General features: G+C 69.8%; 23 protein-coding genes. 8 read left to right on the plus strand and 15 right to left on the minus strand.

Annotation, left to right across the window (positions count from 1 at the left end; genetic code table 11):
* Positions 1-41 precede the first annotated feature (41 nt).
* The 4 genes from BLR68_RS09180 to BLR68_RS09195 are packed head-to-tail and all read right to left on the minus strand — an operon-like array spanning position 42 to position 3,775.
* Positions 42-797 (minus strand): iron ABC transporter ATP-binding protein, encoded by a 756-nt coding sequence (locus BLR68_RS09180; protein WP_018187119.1) that lies wholly within the window; start codon positions 795-797, stop codon positions 42-44.
* Positions 794-1,807: an iron chelate uptake ABC transporter family permease subunit gene (locus BLR68_RS09185; protein WP_018187118.1), complete on the minus strand. Its 1,014-nt coding sequence runs from the start codon at positions 1,805-1,807 to the stop codon at positions 794-796. The genes BLR68_RS09180 and BLR68_RS09185 overlap by 4 nt, the downstream gene beginning before the upstream one ends.
* Positions 1,800-2,792: an ABC transporter permease gene (locus BLR68_RS09190; protein WP_018187117.1), complete on the minus strand. Its 993-nt coding sequence runs from the start codon at positions 2,790-2,792 to the stop codon at positions 1,800-1,802. The genes BLR68_RS09185 and BLR68_RS09190 overlap by 8 nt, the downstream gene beginning before the upstream one ends.
* Positions 2,789-3,775 carry a siderophore ABC transporter substrate-binding protein gene (locus BLR68_RS09195; RefSeq protein WP_018187116.1) on the minus strand — a complete coding sequence of 329 codons (987 nt, stop codon included), beginning with the start codon at positions 3,773-3,775 and terminating at the stop codon, positions 2,789-2,791. The genes BLR68_RS09190 and BLR68_RS09195 overlap by 4 nt, the downstream gene beginning before the upstream one ends.
* Positions 3,776-3,884: 109 nt before the next feature.
* Here BLR68_RS09195 and BLR68_RS09200 point away from each other — a divergent pair, with 109 nt between their 5' ends.
* Positions 3,885-4,673 (plus strand): siderophore-interacting protein, encoded by a 789-nt coding sequence (locus tag BLR68_RS09200; RefSeq protein ID WP_018187115.1) that lies wholly within the window; start codon positions 3,885-3,887, stop codon positions 4,671-4,673.
* Positions 4,674-4,736: 63 nt separating this feature from the next.
* On the opposite strand, the gene BLR68_RS09205 is transcribed toward BLR68_RS09200, so the two are convergent.
* The 4 genes from BLR68_RS09205 to BLR68_RS09220 all read right to left on the minus strand — a co-directional run bounded on the left by BLR68_RS09205 (position 4,737) and on the right by BLR68_RS09220 (position 8,893).
* Positions 4,737-5,684: a manganese catalase family protein gene (locus BLR68_RS09205; protein WP_018187114.1), complete on the minus strand. Its 948-nt coding sequence runs from the start codon at positions 5,682-5,684 to the stop codon at positions 4,737-4,739.
* Between the two features lie 109 nt (positions 5,685-5,793).
* Positions 5,794-6,468 carry a glycosyltransferase family 2 protein gene (locus BLR68_RS09210; protein ID WP_256335357.1) on the minus strand — a complete coding sequence of 225 codons (675 nt, stop codon included), beginning with the start codon at positions 6,466-6,468 and terminating at the stop codon, positions 5,794-5,796.
* A gap of 38 nt (positions 6,469-6,506) precedes the next feature.
* A complete protein-coding gene (locus BLR68_RS09215) occupies positions 6,507-7,859 on the minus strand; it encodes a PIG-L family deacetylase (RefSeq protein ID WP_026302888.1) in 1,353 nt (450 codons plus the stop codon).
* A complete protein-coding gene (locus tag BLR68_RS09220) occupies positions 7,853-8,893 on the minus strand; it encodes an acyl-CoA dehydrogenase family protein (protein WP_026302887.1) in 1,041 nt (346 codons plus the stop codon). The genes BLR68_RS09215 and BLR68_RS09220 overlap by 7 nt, the downstream gene beginning before the upstream one ends.
* Before the next feature lie 157 nt (positions 8,894-9,050).
* Here BLR68_RS09220 and BLR68_RS09225 point away from each other — a divergent pair, with 157 nt between their 5' ends.
* From BLR68_RS09225 to BLR68_RS09235, 3 genes are all read left to right on the plus strand, one after another.
* Positions 9,051-10,136 (plus strand): hypothetical protein, encoded by a 1,086-nt coding sequence (locus BLR68_RS09225; RefSeq protein WP_018187109.1) that lies wholly within the window; start codon positions 9,051-9,053, stop codon positions 10,134-10,136.
* A 63-nt stretch (positions 10,137-10,199) separates the two neighbouring features.
* Positions 10,200-10,604, plus strand: coding sequence for a VOC family protein (locus tag BLR68_RS09230; protein ID WP_018187108.1), 405 nt, complete (start codon positions 10,200-10,202; stop codon positions 10,602-10,604).
* Complete coding sequence (locus BLR68_RS09235) at positions 10,601-10,891, plus strand: winged helix-turn-helix transcriptional regulator (protein WP_018187107.1); 291 nt, start codon at positions 10,601-10,603, stop codon at positions 10,889-10,891. The genes BLR68_RS09230 and BLR68_RS09235 overlap by 4 nt, the downstream gene beginning before the upstream one ends.
* Before the next feature lie 4 nt (positions 10,892-10,895).
* Here BLR68_RS09235 and moaA read toward each other — a convergent pair whose 3' ends face one another.
* From moaA to BLR68_RS09270, 7 genes are all read right to left on the minus strand, one after another.
* A complete protein-coding gene (gene moaA, locus BLR68_RS09240; protein WP_018187106.1) occupies positions 10,896-11,999 on the minus strand; it encodes a GTP 3',8-cyclase MoaA in 1,104 nt (367 codons plus the stop codon).
* Positions 12,000-12,116: 117 nt separating this feature from the next.
* Positions 12,117-12,452 (minus strand): hypothetical protein, encoded by a 336-nt coding sequence (locus BLR68_RS09245; RefSeq protein WP_018187105.1) that lies wholly within the window; start codon positions 12,450-12,452, stop codon positions 12,117-12,119.
* A gap of 35 nt (positions 12,453-12,487) precedes the next feature.
* Positions 12,488-12,964: an SRPBCC family protein gene (locus BLR68_RS09250; RefSeq protein WP_018187104.1), complete on the minus strand. Its 477-nt coding sequence runs from the start codon at positions 12,962-12,964 to the stop codon at positions 12,488-12,490.
* A 38-nt stretch (positions 12,965-13,002) separates the two neighbouring features.
* Complete coding sequence (locus BLR68_RS09255) at positions 13,003-14,043, minus strand: ABC transporter ATP-binding protein (protein WP_051082805.1); 1,041 nt, start codon at positions 14,041-14,043, stop codon at positions 13,003-13,005.
* Positions 14,040-14,822 (minus strand): molybdate ABC transporter permease subunit, encoded by a 783-nt coding sequence (locus BLR68_RS09260; protein WP_018187102.1) that lies wholly within the window; start codon positions 14,820-14,822, stop codon positions 14,040-14,042. Before BLR68_RS09260 ends, BLR68_RS09255 begins: the two co-directional genes overlap by 4 nt.
* Positions 14,819-15,574, minus strand: coding sequence for a molybdate ABC transporter substrate-binding protein (gene modA / locus BLR68_RS09265; protein ID WP_018187101.1), 756 nt, complete (start codon positions 15,572-15,574; stop codon positions 14,819-14,821). Before modA ends, BLR68_RS09260 begins: the two co-directional genes overlap by 4 nt.
* 1 nt (position 15,575) lies before the next feature.
* Entirely contained in the window at positions 15,576-15,968 is a 393-nt protein-coding gene (locus BLR68_RS09270; RefSeq protein WP_018187100.1) for a TOBE domain-containing protein, read from the minus strand.
* Positions 15,969-16,081: 113 nt separating this feature from the next.
* Between BLR68_RS09270 and BLR68_RS09275 the strand changes: the two genes are divergently transcribed.
* Genes BLR68_RS09275 through BLR68_RS09290 form a run of 4 tightly spaced genes read left to right on the plus strand, consistent with a single transcriptional unit; the run spans position 16,082 to position 18,805 of the window.
* Entirely contained in the window at positions 16,082-16,864 is a 783-nt protein-coding gene (locus tag BLR68_RS09275) for a HesA/MoeB/ThiF family protein (protein WP_018187099.1), read from the plus strand.
* Positions 16,861-18,090, plus strand: a complete 1,230-nt coding sequence (gene glp, locus BLR68_RS09280; RefSeq protein ID WP_018187098.1) for a molybdopterin molybdotransferase MoeA — start codon at positions 16,861-16,863, stop codon at positions 18,088-18,090. Before BLR68_RS09275 ends, glp begins: the two co-directional genes overlap by 4 nt.
* A complete protein-coding gene (gene moaC / locus BLR68_RS09285; protein ID WP_018187097.1) occupies positions 18,090-18,575 on the plus strand; it encodes a cyclic pyranopterin monophosphate synthase MoaC in 486 nt (161 codons plus the stop codon). Before glp ends, moaC begins: the two co-directional genes overlap by 1 nt.
* Positions 18,572-18,805 (plus strand): MoaD/ThiS family protein, encoded by a 234-nt coding sequence (locus BLR68_RS09290; RefSeq protein WP_018187096.1) that lies wholly within the window; start codon positions 18,572-18,574, stop codon positions 18,803-18,805. The genes moaC and BLR68_RS09290 overlap by 4 nt, the downstream gene beginning before the upstream one ends.
* The last annotated feature ends 4 nt before the right edge of the window (positions 18,806-18,809 follow it).

Genomic DNA, 18,809 nt, shown 5'->3' on the forward strand with positions numbered 1-18,809 from the left:
ACTCCCCCACACCCATCGCCCGCGCGGTCAGACCGACCGCGTCAGTAGTACACCGCCAGCCGCCCCCGCGGACCGTCGACCACATCGACCGGCGTATCGAAGATCCCCGTCAAGACATCCCCGCGGATGATCTCGTCAGGCGTCCCGAACGCAGCAACGCACCCGTCCTTCATGGCGCACACCCGATCCGCGTAGTGACCGGCGAAGTTGATGTCGTGCAGCACGACGACGATCGTGCGACCCAGCTCGCGCGCGGCGCGCTGCAGGTGGCTCATCATCTGCACGGCGTGCTGGATGTCGAGGTTGTTGAGCGGCTCATCGAGCAACACGTACTCCGTGTCCTGTGCGAGCACCATCGCCACGTAGGCGCGCTGACGCTGCCCGCCCGACAGCTCGTCGAGGTACCGACCCTCGAGCCCGTCCAGGCCGAGGAAGTCGATGGACCGGTCGATGATCCGCTCGTCGTCGACCGTGAGGCGGCCCTGCGAATGCGGATACCGACCGAAACCGACCAGCTGCCGCACCGTCAGACGAGTGACGAAATGGTTCTCCTGCCGAAGGATCGCGACGACCTTCGCGAGCTCCCGCGACTTCACCGCCGCGACGTCGTGTCCCCCGACCGAAATCGACCCGGCGTCGGCGGGCAGCAGACGGCCGATCATCGTCAACAGCGTGGACTTGCCGGCGCCGTTCGGCCCGATGAGCGCGGTGATGCCGCCCGCGGGCAGGTCGAGGGTCACGGGGCCGATCGCGACCTGGGTGCTGTAGCGCTTCTCGACGGCGGTGAGAGAGATCACAGGCGTCCCTTTCGGAGCAGGTGGATGAGGAAGAGCGTGCCGCCGACGATCTCGACGATGACACCGACCGACCCGGCGGCGTAGAAGACGTGCTTGAGCACGACGTAGGCACCGCCGAGCACGACGAAGCCGACGAGCGCGGCGAGCGCAAACATCCGGCGATGGTCGAACGTGTCGGCCAGTTGGTACGTGAGCATCGCGACAAGGAAGCCGAAGAAGGTCATCGGCCCGATCAGCGACGTCGAGACCGCCATGAGGATCGACACGAGCAGCAGCGCCAGGATCGAGTCGCGCCGCTGTGACGACCCGAGACTCAGGGCGACCTCGCGTCCCAGCCCGAGCACATTGAGACGGCCGCCTCCCCACACCATGAGTCCCGCCGCGACGACGACGAACGGGATCGCGATCGGCAGGTGCGTGCCGTCGGCGTTTGCGACGCTGCCGATGAGCCGCGCGGTGAGCAGGTCGAACTCGGTGGGCGTCAGCATCCGTTGAAGGAACGTCGAGAACGCGGCCAGCGCTCCGCCCAGGATGATGCCGACCAGCAGCATGATCTGCACGTTCGCGTAGCGGCCGGAGAGCAGCCAGCCGTAGAGAACACCCGAGAACGCGAGCATCGCGAGGATCTGCAGGAGATATGGCCCCGCGCCCTGGACGAGCAGCGCGCCGGCCGCACCGAAGAAGAAGATCGCGGCGGTCGAGATCGCCGTGTAGAGCGACTCGAAGCCCATGATCGAGGGCGTGACGATCCGGTTGCCGGTCACGGTCTGGAAGGTGATGGTCGCGATCCCCTGGCAGACGGCGACGATCGCGATGACGACGACGCTCGTGACCCGCAGCTGAGCAATCCGCCAGAAGCCGGCGCTGCCCGCGGGTGCGGGGTTGTCCCAGGCGAGGATGCCGACGGCCACCACGACGGCGAGGACGATGAGCACCGCGACGGTGAGCGCGTACCGCCGGGCGCGCAGGGCGGTCGGGAAGGCGCCCGACAGCGCGACGGAATCAGCCACGACGACGCTGCCGGAGGAGAAGGGTGATGAAGACGACAGCCCCGATCATGGCGAGGATGAGCGAGACGGGCACCTCGAAGGGTGCGTTCACGATGCGGGCGAGGATGTCGCACACGGTGACCAGTGCGATGCCGCCGAGCGCCACCCACGGCAGGTTCGAGCGCAGATCGTCGCCCCGGATGAGCGACACGACATTCGGGACGATGAGCCCGAGGAACGGCAGATTGCCCACGACGACGGTGACGACACCGGCCGCCAGGGCGATCAGCACCGTGCCGATGAGGACCACCCGCGAATAGTCGACGCCGACATTCGTCGCGACGTCGCGCCCGAGCCCGGCGATCGTGAAGCGGTCCGCCGTGATGAACACGGCGACCACGACGAGCAGGACGATCCACAGCGGCTCGTACTGCCCCCGCAGCACCGAGGTGAACGACCCGGTGAACCAGGCCGCCATGCTCTGCAGGAGGTTCGTCGACAGCGCGATGAAGGTCGACACCGCGCCGACGACGGCGCCGAGCATCATGCCGACGATCGGGACGATGATCGATGAGGTCAGCATGACGCGACGCAGGAAGAGGAAGAAGAGCATCGTGCCGACGAAGGCCATGCCGACCGCGCCGACCATCCGCACCATCAGCGGCGCGTCGGGGAAGACGAGCATGACGAGGAGAAGACCCAGGCCCGCCCATTCGGTAGTGCCGGTCGTGGTCGGCTCGACGAACCGGTTCTGCGTCAGCTGCTGCATGACGAGGCCGCACATGGCCAGCGCCGCTCCCGCGAGGACGAGTCCGACCGTCCGCGGGATCCGGGTGATCGCGAACATCTCCGCGCCGTCGTCCGTGCCGATCACGTCGTAGACGCCGACGAAGAGCGACAGGACCACCAGCCCCCCGACGACGGCGATGCCGCCGACGAGGGGCCAGGTGAGCAGGCGCCCGCGGGAGCGTCGGCTGACCGCGGGCGCCGAGAGGGTGTCGGTCATCGACCTTCGAGGGCGTCAGCCAGGTCGCTGAAGAACTGGGTGTACGTCTCGATACCCTCATTCAGGTAGGTGCCCTGCGGCATGTAGACGACGTTGCCCTCCTTCACGGCGGTCACGTTCTGCAGCGCCTCGGAGTCGCTGATCAGGTCGTTGGCGGGCGTGTACGCCTCGTCGGTGTTGACGCTGACCGCGGCATCCCGATCCATCACGAGGATCCAGTCCGGGTTCGACGATGCGACCGCCTCGACCGAGATGTCATCGCCCTGGTGGTCGGTCGAACCCTCGGAGTCGAGCGCCGGGGTGAGCCCGAGGATGTCGTACACCGGCCCGAGGGTGCGACCGGTCGTCGGCGCGGCGTAGTTGATCTCGCCGCCCGAGGTGATGACGCCCATCACCGTCTCGCTCTTGTCGTACGCGGCCTTCGCGCGCTCGATCGCGGCGTCGAAGTCGTTGACGAGGGCTGCCGCTTCGTCCTGCTTTCCGAAGATCTCGCCGAGCGCGGTGACCTGGCGCTTCAGCTCCGCGTCGAGCGGCTCGCCGTCGCGCGGGTCGAGCTCGACGATCGCGGCGTCCGGGACGAGTGTCGTGAAGTCGCCGTAGTACGTCGAGAAGCGCTGACCGTTGACGATGAGGTCGGGGTCGGCGGCGACGACGGCTTCGAGATCGGGCTCGCGGTGGTTGCCGAGGTTGGCGACGTCGGGGTCGTCCTTGAACGACAGCCCGGCCGGGAAGATGTCGAGCGGCGCGCCGACGACGTCGACGCCCCAGGCGTCGAGCATCGCGATCGTGCGGTTGTCGGTCGCCACGACGCGCTTCGGCGGGGTCGTAACGGTCTGCTCACCGTGGTTGTCCTCCACCGTGACGGACGTCGCCTCGCCCTCAGCGGCGGGCTCTGCGTCGGCGGTCGTGCCCGCGCATCCGGCGAGGATGACGGCCGCGAGCGCGACGAGCGGGGTGGCGGTGAGGGGACGGATGCTGCGCATGTGACTGCTCCTGTCGTCGGAGGCGCGGGCGCGTATCAGCGCGCTGGCGCGTCCGTTCGGAAGGGGATGCCGGGCGATCGCCGGTGCTACTTAGGCTAGCCTTACCTATGTGAGCTTCGTCAAATCCGCCTCCTCCTTCCGCCTCGAGCGGCAGCCGCTCGACCTGACATTCCGGCGAGCGACGCTCAGCGCGCGGACCTGGGAGACCTCGACGTACGTGCGCGTGCGGCTCGAGGGTGACGACCTGCGGGGCTTCACGTCGCTCGGCAGCGACGACCACATGCGCCTGTTCTTCACCGGTGAGACCACCGAGGAGCTCGATGCCATGCGTCAGTCCCCGAGCCGGGAGTACACCCCGCTCGCATGGGATGCCGAGGCGGGCTGGCTCGAGGTCGAGTTCGCCGTCCACGGCGACGCCGGGATCGCCGCCCCGTGGGCCGCGACCGCGCCGCTGGGCTCGGTCATCGGCGTCGGCGGCCCTCGCGGGTCGATGGTGATCGCCGGTCGTCCCGACTCCTGGTTCCTGGCGGGCGACGAGACCGCCGTCCCGGCGATCCGGCGCTTCACGGCGCACATGGATCAGGAGGCGACCGGTCGCATCCTGATCGAGGTCGCCGATGCGGCACACGAGCTGACGATCGCGGCTCCGGGCGGCGTGACCGTCGCGTTTGTCCACCGGGGCGACGCGTTCCCGGGGACTGTGCTGGCGGCCGCCCTCGACGACCTTTCGGCGTCCGATCGGCCGGACGGCGACCTTCTCGGGTTCGTCGCGGCCGAGCAGGGGATCGTCAAGACGGGGCGGCGCCTGCTGCTCGATCGGTGGGGCGTGGCATCCGATCAGGTCGTCGTGAAGGGCTACTGGAAGTCCGGCGAAGCCGAGTACCACGCACCGCACTGAGGTGCGATCGGTGGCCCGGGTAGAGGGCTCGCTGCCCAGGCACCGACCGCACGCGGCGGAACGTTACATGCGACCGAACGTCGCGTCGATGTCGGCCATCTCCATGGCGGCCGTCGCTTCGATCAGCGCCCGAAGCTCCTCGTCGGCTCCCGGCGAGAACTCTTCCGGACGCTCCGGGGAGATGGTCATGGGTGAACCTGCCGGCGCCTGCTCACTGGCATCCAGCTGCGTTCCGTCGTTCGACGGCGACGCCCCCTGGAAGATACGGCCGGCTTCGGACTGGTTGCCCAGGTCGAACGAGTACTGCTTGCTCTGCAGCCCCAGGTCGACGAGACGCTTGACCTCGGGGAACTGTTCGGCGTTCGTCTTCGGGATCGGGAGCGAGGTGCGCCAGTTGACTCCGAGGGTCTCGAGGGCCTTCGCGTAGGCGTTCTCGTGCGCCTGGTCTCGCACGATGAGGTACGAGATCGTGCTGCGCGCCATCTTGTTGTCCGTCATCTCGTAGAGGCGGCACTTCTGCAGCCGCCCCGTCGACTCCAGCATCAGGTTGTACAGCAGGTCGAGCACGAGGTTGCCGGAGTTGTAGACGTAGCTGCCCATCCAGGGATTGCCGGCTGCGTCGACGGGAAGTGCACCCTGCGCCCCGACCAGATAGTGATGGATGTTGCCGTGGTCGACGGCGATGCTGAGCGGTGTCGCACCGCCCGCGCCGGGTTCGTCGACCGGGTCGGTCGGCTTTCCGTTGTATCGGGGCGACCCATCCAGCAGCCGCGAGATCGTCGTGCCGATGAGCTCGACGTGGCTGATCTCCTCGGTGCCGATGCCCTGAATGAGGTCTTTGTACGGTTTGCCCGCCGGGCCGCGGAAGTTGATGCTCTGGAACAGGTACTGCATCATCGTGCGCATCTCGCCGAACTGTCCGCCGAGACCCTCCTGCAGTGCGTTGGCGGCTGCGGGATCCGGCTCGTCCTGTGCGATTTCATTGATGAACTCTTGAACGTGGAAGTACATGGTTCCTCCGGGGGTTGGGGAGCCCGACGATCCGCCTGTCCCCTCGCCTCACCGCGCCCCTTGCCGACGTGGACGGCACCAGCTACCTTTCGGCCTTGTGGGAATAGGGTCAGCCGACACCGGCGATACGCTCGTGCGTCGCGCGGACGAATGCGGCGTACCCGCCTGGCGTCCGCCCCCAGAAGCGGCCCGAGGTGACCACCTCGTTCTCGTCCGTCGCGACCACCCGTGCCCCGAGCGCTCGCGCCGCGCGGACGAGCTCGACGTCTTCGTGCTGGTCGAGGTCACCGAACTGCCCCGCCGCGAGGTACACGTCGGCACGCAACCCGAGGTTCGCGCCGTGGACGTTGCCCACCGGACGGCCGCGCGGATGCGTCTCGAGCCAGTGCTCCGCGTGCTCGGCGGTGAGGTCGGCGAAGTCTGGGCGGACGGTGCCGAGAACGACATCCGCACCCGCGGTGCGCAGAGCCAGCTGGTGAGTGAGCCACGTGACAGGGACGACAGAGTCCCCATCCGTCGTGCTGATCCAGACGTCGGCAGACGGTGAAACCAGCTCCGCGACGGCTGCCGCCACGCCACGCCGGCGAGCCGTCCCCACGTTCCGCGCGTCGATGCTGATCGTTCGCACCGACCATGACCGCGCGATCCGGGCCGAGGCATCCGTGCAGGCATCGAGGACGACGACCGTCGAGATCCGCACTCCCGGGTGCGTCCGCCGGGTGTGCTCGATGGCCGCGGTGAGCGCGGCGAGGCAGCCGTCGAGGAGCTCGGCTTCATTGTGCACGGGAACGACGATCGCCACTGCCAGAACACCGGCCGCCCTCATTCGACGAGCCCCGTCTCCGCGGCGACCGACCGGGCGCCCTCGAACCCGTAGACCTCGAGCACGAAGTCCTCCTCCTCGTGCTGAACCAGGCGGACGAACCCTTCGGCTGCACGAAGCGCCGCGTGCACGTCGTCTCCGGACTGCGGGTACTCCGTGACCGGATGCCGCCAGTGACACGCGATGAGGTGGCCACCGGCATCCATCGCACGTCGGATCCGGTCGATGGCGACGGTTAAATCGGCGGGGCTCCAGTAGTAGCCGACCTCGGAGAGGACGACGAGGTCGAACGCGCCGGCGGGCCACTCCCCCGGCAGCTCGAGACGGTCGAGGTGAACACCCTCTCGGTCCCCGAGGCGACGGCGTGCGATCTCGAGCGGAGCGTCCGCGATGTCGACCGCACGTACCGCGTCGCATCTGTCGGCGAGAAGCTCGGTAAACACGCCCGTCGAGCACCCCAGTTCGAGCGCCGACGCATACCGGGCACGCGGCAGGCTCGCCAGGGCGATGCTGCGCTTGCGCTGCTCGTACCAGCGCGACTCGAAACCCCACGGATCATCGCCGTTGCGGCGGTAGAAGTCGTTGAAGAACCCCTCCGCGAGGCTGGGGCCGGCCGGTCGGACGAAGACCTCGAACGGCCGGTCGAAATGCGCCTGCATCCCTTCGTGGAGCATCACCTCGTCGCCAGGCGCCGGCGACAGCGCAGCGATCTGACTGCGATGGTGGTGCATGGCGGCACGCTTGAGATCCGCCGTCGGCTCGTCGAGGAGCACGACCTCGAGGTCTCCCCAGGGCGCCTCGTCCGGTGAACCCCAGTGCCACAGCCAGATCGGATACTCGCGCCAAGAGACGCCGAGGTCAGCGCACACCTCGGCGGTCACCTCAGCCGCGACACGATGATCGCGGTGCCCGTCGCCCACCCACGGGACGACGACGAGGTGCGTGCCGCTTCCGCCGAGAACCGCGCCGAGCGCGGTCGCGATCGCCTCGCGATGGTCATCCGTCCCGCCGTCCGGAAGGCCGAGGAAGTGAAGATCGATCGACGGGCCGAGTTGGTGGAGCGCTTCGGCCACCTCCTGCCGTCGCATCGCGGCGAGTTCGACAGGGGTATGCGTCGGGGACTCAGGATGCGAGCCTTCACCGTCGGTCGCGATGAGAACCGTGATCCTCGCACCGCGACGAGCTGTGCGAGCCATGAGCCCTGCAGCACCGAGCGTCTCGTCATCGGGGTGGGCCGCGACGACAACGAGATGCCCGAAGGTCTCATCCAGCGTTCGTAGCGCGCGGTCAGCGAACGCTCGGTGCCACAGCGCTTCGTCCGTTCCCGGGTCGCGGTGACTGAAACTCACCATTCGCCTCTCCCCTCTGCGATGTCGGCGCCGATCCGAGCCAGGTCTCGTTCCCCGTGGTGCTGACGCAAATAGATCTCGAGGTCGGCCACGCGCCGGGCGTGAGCCTCGTCGGCTACAAGGGGCAGCGGTCCGAGAGCGCGAGCGGATTCGGCGAGCGTCGTCTCGACCGCGTCGGCGACGATCGCCCGGACGCGCGCGGCAAGGGTGGCGGGGTGGGATGCCTGGGGCAGCGCGTTCATCTCTCGTGCCGCGGAGCGGAGGGCGAGCCTGGCTGCCCAGAGCGCGGCATCCACCCGTCCGAGGTGCACGCGCGAAAGCTGGTCAGCGCCGTCGCGTCGGGCGGCGTCGACCAGGGCATCCCTCAGCGGACGGGCGCCACCCCACCAGCACGCGGCCACCCCGATGCCGCCCGTCGCGAACCCGGGGCGGCGCAAGTACCAGCCGGGCTCGCCAACAGGCACGGCTGGAGCTGCGGCGAAGTCCACCGGGGCGCTCACGACCTGCTGAAGTCCGCGCGCGTGCCACGGTCCGGTGTGCGGCGTGACCTCCGGGGTCCGCAGAGCGACCGCGAACAGGCGACGCTCGGCGCCGACCCACGCAGTGACGAGCGCGTGACTCAGGTGCTGTGCGAGCGAACACCACGGTTTCGTTCCCGTCAGCCGCCATCCCGTTCCATCATCCCGGGCCTCGAGACGCACCCCCGCGCCTTCGGCGGCGAACACGCCCCACGAGGATTCTGGGCCTGCCTGAATCGAGGCGAGGTCGAGGGCGTAGCCGTCGCGACCCGCCTGATCGAGGATGTCGATCGCATCGAGGTGGGGTTCGAGGATGCGGGCGGCACCCACATCCCGGCAGGCGACCGCGGCGAGGAACGACCAGTCGTCGGTGAGCGATCGCTGGTCGCCGCGTGTGTCGCCGACGCGAACAGCCCACGCGAGGGTGGCAGCAACGTCCGCCCCGAATCCATCGAGCCGGTCGGCCTCGTCGAGCAAAGCGGCGGCCGCGCCATCAAACCGCCCGTCGCCGATGGACACTGTCGATAAGTCTCTCCGCACGCCGGTCACCCCCGGAGTGTCCCGTCGACCCACGCCAACCGGCAGAGGCTTGCCATCTCCCTAATCTCTCGATAGCACCCCGTAACCGCAGTCCGGATTCTGGCGCCGCACGACATCGACCCGGTAGACAGGCGTCGTGACCTCATCCCTCCGCGTCCCCGGTCCTCGCGTGAGCGGTGCAGCACTCATCGTCGTCGGTGTCGGCGGAGGAATCGGGGCGGGCTGGCTGATCGCGCGCGCGCCGTGGTCGCTCCTGGCGGCCGGCCTCCTCACACTCGCGACGATCGCCATGGCCATCGGTGTGCTGTGGACGATGCGGCCGAACTGGGACGACAAGACGTGGCCACCGACCGGCCGCGACCTGCCGTCGGACGCCCGACTCCGGCGAACCTTCCGGATCCTCGGCATCATCCTTCTGACGCCGAGCCCGATCATCGTGGCCCTGCTCGTGTGGATGATCGTCGAGGGATCGACGACGTGGAACGAGATGCTCCTGCTCGCCCTTCCTGCTGCCGGCTACGCGGCGATGGGGGTGTGGGTCCTCCGACGTTCTCGATTCGACGCGGCCTACGCAGGCTCGTCGGGCACCGCCGATCGACGACCGACGCGGATCGGCCCGCAGCGCAGCGACGACGAGTGGCAGGTCGTCGGCGGGCCACTGAAGGGGACGTTTCCGAGCACGGCCACGGTCCCGATCGCCGTGATGGCGGTGATCGCGTCGTTCCAGCTGCTGCGCATCGCAGACGAGTTCCCCTGGGGTGGGGTCTTCTGGGCAGCAGTGGTCGCGATCGGCCTCATCTGCTGGCTGCTGTTCGTCCGCCGTCAGCGTCGGCCGCTCGAGGTCCTTCCGGCCCAAGAGCAGATCCGCTTCCGCGGGCGCACTCTGCGATGGACCGAGGTGACTCGAGCGGAGTTGTCCGCAGACCCGCCGTGGAAGGGAGCTCCGCGCACGCTGATCCTCAGCATCGGGGGCGACTCGCCCCATCGCGGACGCGTCGTCCTCCGCCGGAAGGGCGGTCTCGAGCTCAGCGACGACGAGACGAACCTGCTGGCGCGCATCATCGACGCCTCGGCCATCGACCTGCCCCACGACAAAGATGACCCGCGCGGCAGATTCTCACGACAGCTCTACCCCAACAACCTCACCAGGGCGGAGGCTGCTGCTGTGGTCGCCGATCCCCCGGGTGCTGACGTGGGCCTGCCGATCTCGGCACCCGTGTGAGCGGCGCACGCGGCAACGTCGCGTCCCATTGACGCCGCACTTGTATTTTGCAAGTATCGCGACATGACCCTCTTCATCACCTGCCCGGTCGCGGACGTCACCCGGGCCACCGCCTTCTACACCGCCATCGGGTGGACCCTCAACGCCGAGATGTCCGACGACAACGTCTCGTGCTTCGCCATCTCCCCCGACCAGTACGTCATGCTCGGAAGTCGCGAGATGTACGCGAGCGTCGGCGGCGTGGAGGAACTCATCGGCGGCCCCGACACCCCCTCGAAAGTCACGGTCTCGTTCGATATGAACAGCCGTGAGGAGGTAGACGCACTTCTCGAGCGGGCGAAAGCCGCGGGGGCGCGGATCGGCGACACCGACGACTACCCCTTCATGTACCAACGGCAGTTCGACGACCTCGATGGCTATCACTACTCGCCGTTCTGGATGAAGCCGGACGCCGACCAGGCCTCGTGAGCGAGCTCGCCGCAGCCCTGGAGGTCGTCGGGGCGCGCTGGGCTCTGCTCATCGTGGAGCAGCTGCTCGAGGGGCCGCAGCGATACGGCGACCTGCAGCGCCAGCTCGGGGTTCCGACGAACATGCTTGCGACGCGGCTGAAAGAACTGGAGGCGGCAGGAGTGCTGCGGAGACTGCCGCTCAAGCACAACACCCGGGCCTACGTCCTCACCGACCGGGGACTGCAGCTCGCCGACGCGATCACGACGCTCGGTCGGTGGGGCGCCGAGTTGCCGCAGGTCAAGTAAGAGCTCAGCCCCCGATGGCGTTCATCCCGCGCGCGGGCTGCAGGAACGACGGGTCGTTGATCGCGTGGCCGGGCAGCTTCCCCAGCACGCACGCGTGCAGGGTCTCGGCGATGACGCGCTGACGGTCCTCACGCGTAGCGGCCACCGGCATCCCGCGCACAGCGCTCGTGACGTCGTACTCGGTCAGCGAAAAGAGGCAGTTGCGGAACTGACCGTCGGCGGTCAGGCGCAGTCGGTCGCACGCTCCGCAGAAGGGTGCGGTCACCGAGGCGATGACGCCGACCTCGTGCGGGCCGCCGTCGATCCGCCACTTCTCCGCGGGGGCGCCGCCGCGGCCGGGGACCGGCTCGAGCGTCCACCGCTCCGACAGCGCCTCGAGGATCTCCTCGCGGGTGACCATCGCACTACGGTCCCACGTGTGTCCGGAATCCAGCGGCATCTGCTCGATGAACCGCAGCTGCGCACCGACGTCCATCGCGAAGGCGACAAGGTCGGCGAGCTGGTCGTCGTTCACGCCGCGCATCGCGACGGCGTTGAGCTTCAGGGGCTTCAGATCGGATGCCGCAGCTGCCGCGATCCCTTCGAGCACGTCGTCGAGCCGGTCACGACGGGTGAGCGCAGCGAACCGCTCGCGGTCGATCGTGTCGATGCTGATGTTCAGCCGGGTGAGGCCCGCGTCGATCAAGTCGGGCAGCACCTCGGCCAGCCGGATGCCGTTCGTCGTCATCGCGACCTCGACCGGTCCGTCGGGTCCAGAGATCGCGGCGACGCGTCGCACCACGTCGACGATGTCGGTGCGCAGCAGCGGTTCGCCGCCGGTGAGCCGGAAGGTGCGGATGCCGAGGCTCGCCGCCACCTCCGCGATCTCGACGATCTCATCCGTCGTCAGGATGCTCGTGCGCGCCAGCCACTCGTTGCCCTGCTCAGGCATGCAGTACGTGCAGCGCAGCGAGCAACGGTCGGTGAGCGAGATCCGGAGGTCGCGGTGGACGCGTCCGTGGGTGTCGACGAGGCCGACGGCCGGATCGGGAAGGGCGGCGGATCCGGACGGCATCTGCGGCGCTCGACCCAGCGAAATCGGGACGGCGGTCACCGCTGCGTCCCCCATCGCCGTCTCATCTTCCGAGCCTAATCGGCGGGGGCTGGGACAGGGCTGGTTAGCGGCGCCAATATGCGGGTTGCGTCGCCGTCGCTGACCTTCCGACGTCCGCAACCGGCCTGATGACTACCGATCGTTGACAAGAAGAACGAACGTCATCGCTCCGACCAGGATCGCGACGCTGAGGGCGAGCGCCACCCAGACGCTGACCGATCGTGCACGAGATGGTCGCGGACCACGCAGACCGACGAATCCTCCCGCTGTCGCGAGCACCGCCCAACCCCCGAGGCCCGCAATCCCCATCCCGATGCCGATGGCCCGTTCGGTGTCGTCCGAATCCGAGAGCTGCGGGACGACGAGGCCACCCTCCCAATGAATGCCCGTCGCACCGAGCATGAGAACACCGAACAGGCCGAGGACGACGCCAGCGAGAACGAGCGAGACACTCCCGACGATGCGCACGACCCCATCCTGCCGGAACGAGCCGCGACGACCGATCAGCTGACTGCCGCGAGGACGATCGGGTCCTCGCACCCTCTTGCGAAGCCCTGGATGCGCCGGTCCATGTCGCGCTTCAGCACGATGGCACCGATCCGCTCGGCGAGCGGAGCCAGCCACCGGGGGCGACACGCGAAGTTGTACCGCCAGACGGCGAGGGTGCTGCCGGGGTCGCCCGCGACGGGGGTGAACTTCCATCCGCCGGCGAGACGCTCGAAGAACCACGACCCCTTCGTCATCTTCATGCCGACGTTGGACGGCGGGTTGAACGAGACGTACTCGCTTTCCATCCGGAAGCCGAAGCGCTGCACGGTGTAGGTTCGCACGCCCTTCGCCGGAACGTCCGCGCCACCGAGGAAGTACTGACGCCGGATGAACGGGTCCCATCGCTTGCGCGTCTCGCCCGTGGTCTGCGAGACAGCAAACGCGACCTCCACCTCGACCGGCACGACGCAGCGGGATTCGATGACGGGCATGGACTCATCGTGGCAGGCCCGCGCCCGCGCCGCGCACCTCAGCCCAGCGGTACGAACCGCACCCGCGACGGATCGACGTGCAGCCACACCGTGTCACCCGGCGACCACGCCGCACCCGTCTCGGCGGCATCGACCACACCGGCCGTCGTGTACACCCGGACCCCGGCGAGGGTCGGCTCGACGCGGACCACCTCCGCGGGCCACGCGTTGGCCCCGGGCGCGTCCACGATCCGCACGTCGCGCGGCCGGAACACCGCGGCCAGCGCGACGCCGTCGGCCAGGGCGGGCGCCGCATCCGCGCTCGTCAGCACGCGGCCCGCAGCATCCGTCCACCCACCGCCCGCCGAGACGCCTGGCATCCGATTCATGTCGGCAACCGATGCGACGAAGGCGGATGCCGGAGCCGCCAGCACCTGCCGCACCGGACCGCTCTGCACCAGGGCGCCCGCCTCGATCACGAACAGCCTCTCGGCCAGGGCGACCGCGTCGCCGGCGTCGTGCGTCACCGCGACCGTCGTCACCCCGACGAGCTGCTCCCGCAGCGTCCCGCGGATCTCGGAGGCGGTCACGGGATCGAGCGCGACCAGCGGCTCGTCGAGCAACACCACCCGCGGCGACGCCGCCAGAGCCCGCGCGATCGCGACGCGCTGCTGCTCTCCCCCCGACAGTTCGCGCGGCATGCGTGACCCCAGCCCGCCCAGGCCGACCCGGTCGAGCCAGGCGTCGGCGTCGGCACGGGCCTGCGCGGCGGGTGTGCCGGCGGCACGCGGCCCGAAGGCGACGTTCTCGCGCGCGTTCAGGTGCGGGAAGAGGCGCGGGTCCTGACCGAGCAGCACGACTCCGCGCTGCATCGGCGGCATGTGCACCCGGGGTGCGGCCACGCGCTCCACGGTCCGTCCTGCCACGACGACCTCGCCGCCGTTCAGCGGCACGAGTCCGGCGAGCGCGTCGAGCAGCGTCGACTTGCCGGCTCCGCTCGGACCCATGATCGCGACGGTCTCCCCCGCGGCCGCGTCGAGCGCGACGTCCACCCGGAAGCGCGCCCGGTCGACGACGACACGTGCCTGTAGCCCGCTCATCGGGCCGCCCCGGGTCGCCAGCCGCGCACCAGCATTAGGACGAGGACGGCGGTCGCCAGCAACAGGAGTGCGAGGGCCACCGCGGTGCCCTGCGTCACGCCGGCTCCGTTGAACGCCGTGTAGATCGCGAGCGGCATCGTCTGCGTGACACCGGGGCGGTTACCGGCGAACAGGGCGGTCGCACCGAACTCGCCGATCGCCCGGGCGAAGCACAGCACGACACCCGCGACGATGCCGGGGGCAGCGAGCGGCAGCGTGATGCGCCGGAGGATCGTCCACCGACCGGCTCCCAGCGCGGCGGCGGTCCGCTCGAAGTCCACCCCGGTCGACCGCACCGCGCCCTCGACGGCGAGGACGAGGAAAGGCAGCGCGACGAATGTCTGCGCGACGACGACCGCCGGCGTGGTGAACGACAGCCCCCACCCGCCCAGCCACCCCTGACGACCGAACAGGTACAGCAGTGCGATCCCGCCGACCATCGGTGGAAGCACGAGCGGAACGGTCACCGCGGCACGCAGCACTGCCGCCAGGCGCGGGCCCGAGCGGGCGATCAGCAGCGCCAACGGCACACCGATCACGATGCACGCCGCAGTCGCCGCCGCCCCAGAGCCGAACGACAGTCCCAGGGCTTCGAGTGCCGCGGGCGAGGTCACATCGGCGACGAACGTCGACCAGTCCACCCGTGCGATGAGAGCCAGCAGCGGCAGGATCAGGAAGGCGAGACCGACGAGCGCGGGGAACGCGAGGCTCCGCGGAACGTACCCGCGAGCAGAGCTCACGGCGCCCCGAAGCCGTGGCCGGCGAGGATCTTCCGCCCGGCCTCGGACCGCACGAACGCGATGAACGCCGCAGCCGCGTCGGGATTCGCCGCATCCTTCAGCGCGGCGATCGGATATCTGTTGACGACCTCGTCTGCGCCGTCGGGCACCACAGACGCGACGTCGCTCCGCCCGACCACATCGGTCGCGTACACGAGACCCGCATCGGCTTCACCGGCCGCGACCTTCGTCAGCACCGCCGTGACGTTCTGCTCAAGGCTCGCGGCGTTGACGGTCACGTCCGCCGCAGTGAGCAGCTTTCCCGATGCCGCGCCGCACGGCACCTCGGGCGCGCACAGCACGGTGACGACATCCGTCAGGTCGGCCAGCGTCGAGACCTTCTTCGGGTTGCCCGCCGGGACGACGATCACGAGCGTGTTCGAGGCGAACACCGCGGGCTCGAGCGCGAACTCCGACACCTTCGCCATCGTGGCCTCGTCGGCCGAGGCGAACACGTCCGCCGGTGCCCCCTCGGCGATCTGGGTCGCGAGCGTCGACGATCCGTCGTAGACCGGACTGATGGCCAACCCGGGGTGGTCCGCCGTGAACGCCTCGTCGATCTCGTCGAACGAACCCTTGAGGGATGCCGCGGCGTAGACCGTCAGCGATCCGCCGAGCTGGTCGCCCGACGTGGGGGGTGCCGGTGCCGCGCACCCCGTCAGCAGGAGCGCGAGTGCCCCGAGGGCGAGCGGCCGGAGCAGGGAACGCCGCATGTCACTCCCCCGCCAACTCGACGACGACATTGGTCGCCTTGACCGAGGCCCGGGCGAGGGTGCCGACCTCGAGCTCCAGCTCGCGCACCGCCTCGGCGGACAGGAGCGAGACGACTCGGTGCGGGCCGGACTGGATGTCGACCTGCGCCATGACGCCGTCGACCTGCACGCGCGTCACGATCCCGACGAAGCTATTGCGGGCGCTGGAGCGGTGCTCGTAGCCGTCGCCCGGGTCGTTCGCCATTGAGACGGCGAAGGCGGCGAGCGCCTCGCCCGGGATCTCGGCGGGCACGGCGTCGGTCACCGGGAGCAGCCCCTGGTCGATCCAACGCCGCACCGAATCGTCGCTCACGCCCAGAAGGCGGGCGGCTCGCGCCACGCGGTAGGTCGTCATGCGTCAATCATGCCGCATGCGCGGTTTTCAGTGGCGTAACGAGCCGTATCTGCGGTTTCCTGACCTGCAGCGAATTCGGTCCCGCGGCATCCGGTCCCCCGTAAACTCGGGACATGCGCCCCCTGGTCGATCCCGTGTCCGAGTTGGACCCCGACGAGCGCAGGCGGACCGCGCGCCACACCGTGCTGAAGGGCATCGGCGACGAGGGGCAGCGGCGTCTCGCAAACACGCGCGTCGCCGTCGTCGGCGCCGGCGGCATCGGGTCGCCCGCGATCCTCGCCCTGGCCGCCGCGGGCATCGGTGCCATCACCGTGATCGACGACGACACCGTCGAGCTCCACAACCTGCAGCGCCAGATCGCGCACCGCATCGAGGACATCGGCGTCCACAAGACCGAGAGCACCGTGCGCGCCGTCGCGGCGCTGTCGCCCGTCACCGTCGTCACCCCGGTCACGGCACGCCTTGATGACGACAACGCGCAGGAGTTCTTCGCGGGTGCCGACATCGTGATCGACACGAGCGACTCGTTCGCCACGCGTCGCGCCGTCGCGGCCGCCACCGAGGCGATGGGGCTCCCTCTCGTATGGGGAGCCGTCCGAGAGTGGCACGCGCAGATCACGGTCTTCTGGTCGCGGCCCGTCGAGGGGGACCCGGTCGTTCTCAACGATCTCTTCGCGATCGGCACCGAGGGCGACCCGCCCACCTGCGCGCAGGTCGGCGTGCTCGGTGCCCTGTGCGTGCAGGTCGGCGGCATCCTCGCCACCGAAGTGGTGAAGCTCGCGATCGGCGTCGGCACGCCGCTGCTCGGTCGCATGCTCGTCCTCGACGCGCTCTCGAGCCGTCAGCACGAGATCCCGCTGCGGTCGGCCGCAACGGCTGCGACGGTGAGCGCATGAGCGGGCTCCGCAGCGTCGAGGAACAGCTCGCGCGCGTCCTGGCCGCGGTCCGGACGCTTCCCGCCGAGGTCGTCCCCGTCGGGACATCTGCCGGCCGCACGCTCGCGGTACCGGCCGTCGCCGCGCACGACATCCCCCTCTTCGACAACTCCGCGATGGACGGCTTCGCCGTGCGCGCCGCGGACGTAGCGTCGGCCGGGCCGGGGCATCCCGTCTCGCTGCGGGTCGTCGCGGATCTTCCCGCCGGGGTGGCGGACGACCCGGCGCTCTCGGAGGGCGAGGCGGCCCGGATCATGACGGGATCGCCCACGCCCACCGACGCGGACGCGATCGTGCCGTTCGAGAACACCGCCGGCGGGCTCGCCGACTCGCTCGACATCGTCGAGGTGCTCGAGGCTCCCGCCGCCGGCGCGTTCATCCGTCGCCGCGGCGCGGACCTGCGCGCCGGTGACGTCGTCATCACCGCCGGCGAGCGCATGGGACCGTTCCAGGCCGCTGCCGCCGTCGCCGCCGGCATCGACGAGGTGATGGTCGTCCGCGCGCCTCGCGTCGCGATCGTCTCGACCGGCAGCGAGCTGACCGGCCCGGGCGAGCCCGTGCGCCGCGGACTCATCCCAGACTCGAACGGACCGCTCCTCGCGCATCTCGTCCCCGCGTCCGATGCCGAGGTCGTGATGGTCGCTCGCGTCGCGGACGACGGCGACGGCGTCGCAGAGGCCACCGCCGCTGCGCGCGCCGCGGGGGCGGACGTCATCATCTTCACCGGCGGTGTCAGCGCCGGAGCCTACGAGCCCGTGCGCGCCGCCTTCGACGGCCACGGCGAGGTCGAGTTCGCCAAGGTCTCGATGCAGCCCGGCAAGCCGCAGGCCTTCGGCACGGTGGGTGACGGATGCCTCGTCTTCGGCCTTCCCGGCAACCCGGTCAGCGTCGCCGTGTCGTTCGAGGTGTTCGTGCGCCCCGCTCTTCTCGCCCTTCAGGGCCGGTCGGTCATCCACCGCGCCCACGTGACCATGACCGCGGCGGAGGCGTGGACCACTCCGCCCGGACGCCGCCAGTACCTGCCGGCCGTCGTCGACCTCGCCGGAGGGACCGTGCGCCCCGCGACGGCGGGCGGCTCGGGCTCGCATCTGGCCGGCGGGCTCGCACAGGCATCCGCGTTCGCGATCGTGCCGGGCGAGGTCGCGAGCGTGGCCGTCGGCGACGTCGTAGATGTCATGCTGGTCTGATGAGCTTCCCCCACCTCGACTCGGCCGGCCGGGCGCACATGGTCGACGTCACGGCGAAGGCCCCGACGGTCCGCACGGCCACGGCACGGGGCTTCGTCCGGTGCAGCGCCGAGGTCGTCGCCGCACTCCGCGACGGCACCGCCCCGAAGGGTGACGTGCTGGCTGTCGCGCGCATCGCCGGCATCCAGGCGGCGAAGTCGACGGCGACGCTCCTGCCGCTCGCCCACGTGATCGGTGTGCACCGGGCATCCGTCGAGCTCGACATCACCGATGACGGCGTCGAGATCGAGGCCACCGTGGGAACCGCGGACCGCACCGGCGTCGAGATGGAGGCGATCACCGCGGTGTCGGTCACCGCACTCGCCGTCGTCGACATGATCAAGGGCCTCGACCGGGCCGTGGTGATCGAGAACGTCCGCATCGTCGCGAAGTCGGGCGGACGCTCGGGCGACTGGGTACGTCCCGGAGAAGAGGACCGCTCATGACGCTCGTCCGCTACTTCGCAGCCGCTGCCGAGGCTGCCGGGACCGAGAGCGAGGAGCGCCCCGAGGCGACCCTCGCCGAGCTCCGTACGGCGATCCTCGACGAGCACCCCCAGCTATGGTTCGTACTGCCGGACTGCGCGGTGCTCGTCGACGGTGTGCGCACCGACGGCGACGCCCCGCTCGCGGATGCACGCATGATCGACGTGCTGCCGCCCTTCGCCGGCGGCTGATCAG

The sequence above is a fragment of the Microbacterium sp. 77mftsu3.1 genome (genome assembly GCF_900100525.1).
GTDB lineage: Bacteria > Actinomycetota > Actinomycetes > Actinomycetales > Microbacteriaceae > Microbacterium > Microbacterium aquilitoris.

Bases quoted from the DNA above. Each gene is read 5' to 3' on its own strand.
- BLR68_RS09190 (WP_018187117.1), bottom strand. From the start codon at position 2,792: ATGACCGACACCCTCTCGGCGCCCGCGGTCAGCCGACGCTCCCGCGGG.
- BLR68_RS09195 (WP_018187116.1), bottom strand. From the start codon at position 3,775: ATGCGCAGCATCCGTCCCCTCACCGCCACCCCGCTCGTCGCGCTCGCG.
- BLR68_RS09205 (WP_018187114.1), bottom strand. From the start codon at position 5,684: ATGTACTTCCACGTTCAAGAGTTCATCAATGAAATCGCACAGGACGAG.
- BLR68_RS09215 (WP_026302888.1), bottom strand. From the start codon at position 7,859: ATGGTGAGTTTCAGTCACCGCGACCCGGGAACGGACGAAGCGCTGTGG.
- BLR68_RS09230 (WP_018187108.1), top strand. From the start codon at position 10,200: ATGACCCTCTTCATCACCTGCCCGGTCGCGGACGTCACCCGGGCCACC.
- moaA (WP_018187106.1), bottom strand. From the start codon at position 11,999: ATGGGGGACGCAGCGGTGACCGCCGTCCCGATTTCGCTGGGTCGAGCG.
- BLR68_RS09250 (WP_018187104.1), bottom strand. From the start codon at position 12,964: ATGCCCGTCATCGAATCCCGCTGCGTCGTGCCGGTCGAGGTGGAGGTC.
- BLR68_RS09255 (WP_051082805.1), bottom strand. From the start codon at position 14,043: ATGAGCGGGCTACAGGCACGTGTCGTCGTCGACCGGGCGCGCTTCCGG.
- modA (WP_018187101.1), bottom strand. From the start codon at position 15,574: ATGCGGCGTTCCCTGCTCCGGCCGCTCGCCCTCGGGGCACTCGCGCTC.
- BLR68_RS09270 (WP_018187100.1), bottom strand. From the start codon at position 15,968: ATGACGACCTACCGCGTGGCGCGAGCCGCCCGCCTTCTGGGCGTGAGC.
- BLR68_RS09275 (WP_018187099.1), top strand. From the start codon at position 16,082: ATGCGCCCCCTGGTCGATCCCGTGTCCGAGTTGGACCCCGACGAGCGC.
- glp (WP_018187098.1), top strand. From the start codon at position 16,861: ATGAGCGGGCTCCGCAGCGTCGAGGAACAGCTCGCGCGCGTCCTGGCC.
- moaC (WP_018187097.1), top strand. From the start codon at position 18,090: ATGAGCTTCCCCCACCTCGACTCGGCCGGCCGGGCGCACATGGTCGAC.
- BLR68_RS09290 (WP_018187096.1), top strand. From the start codon at position 18,572: ATGACGCTCGTCCGCTACTTCGCAGCCGCTGCCGAGGCTGCCGGGACC.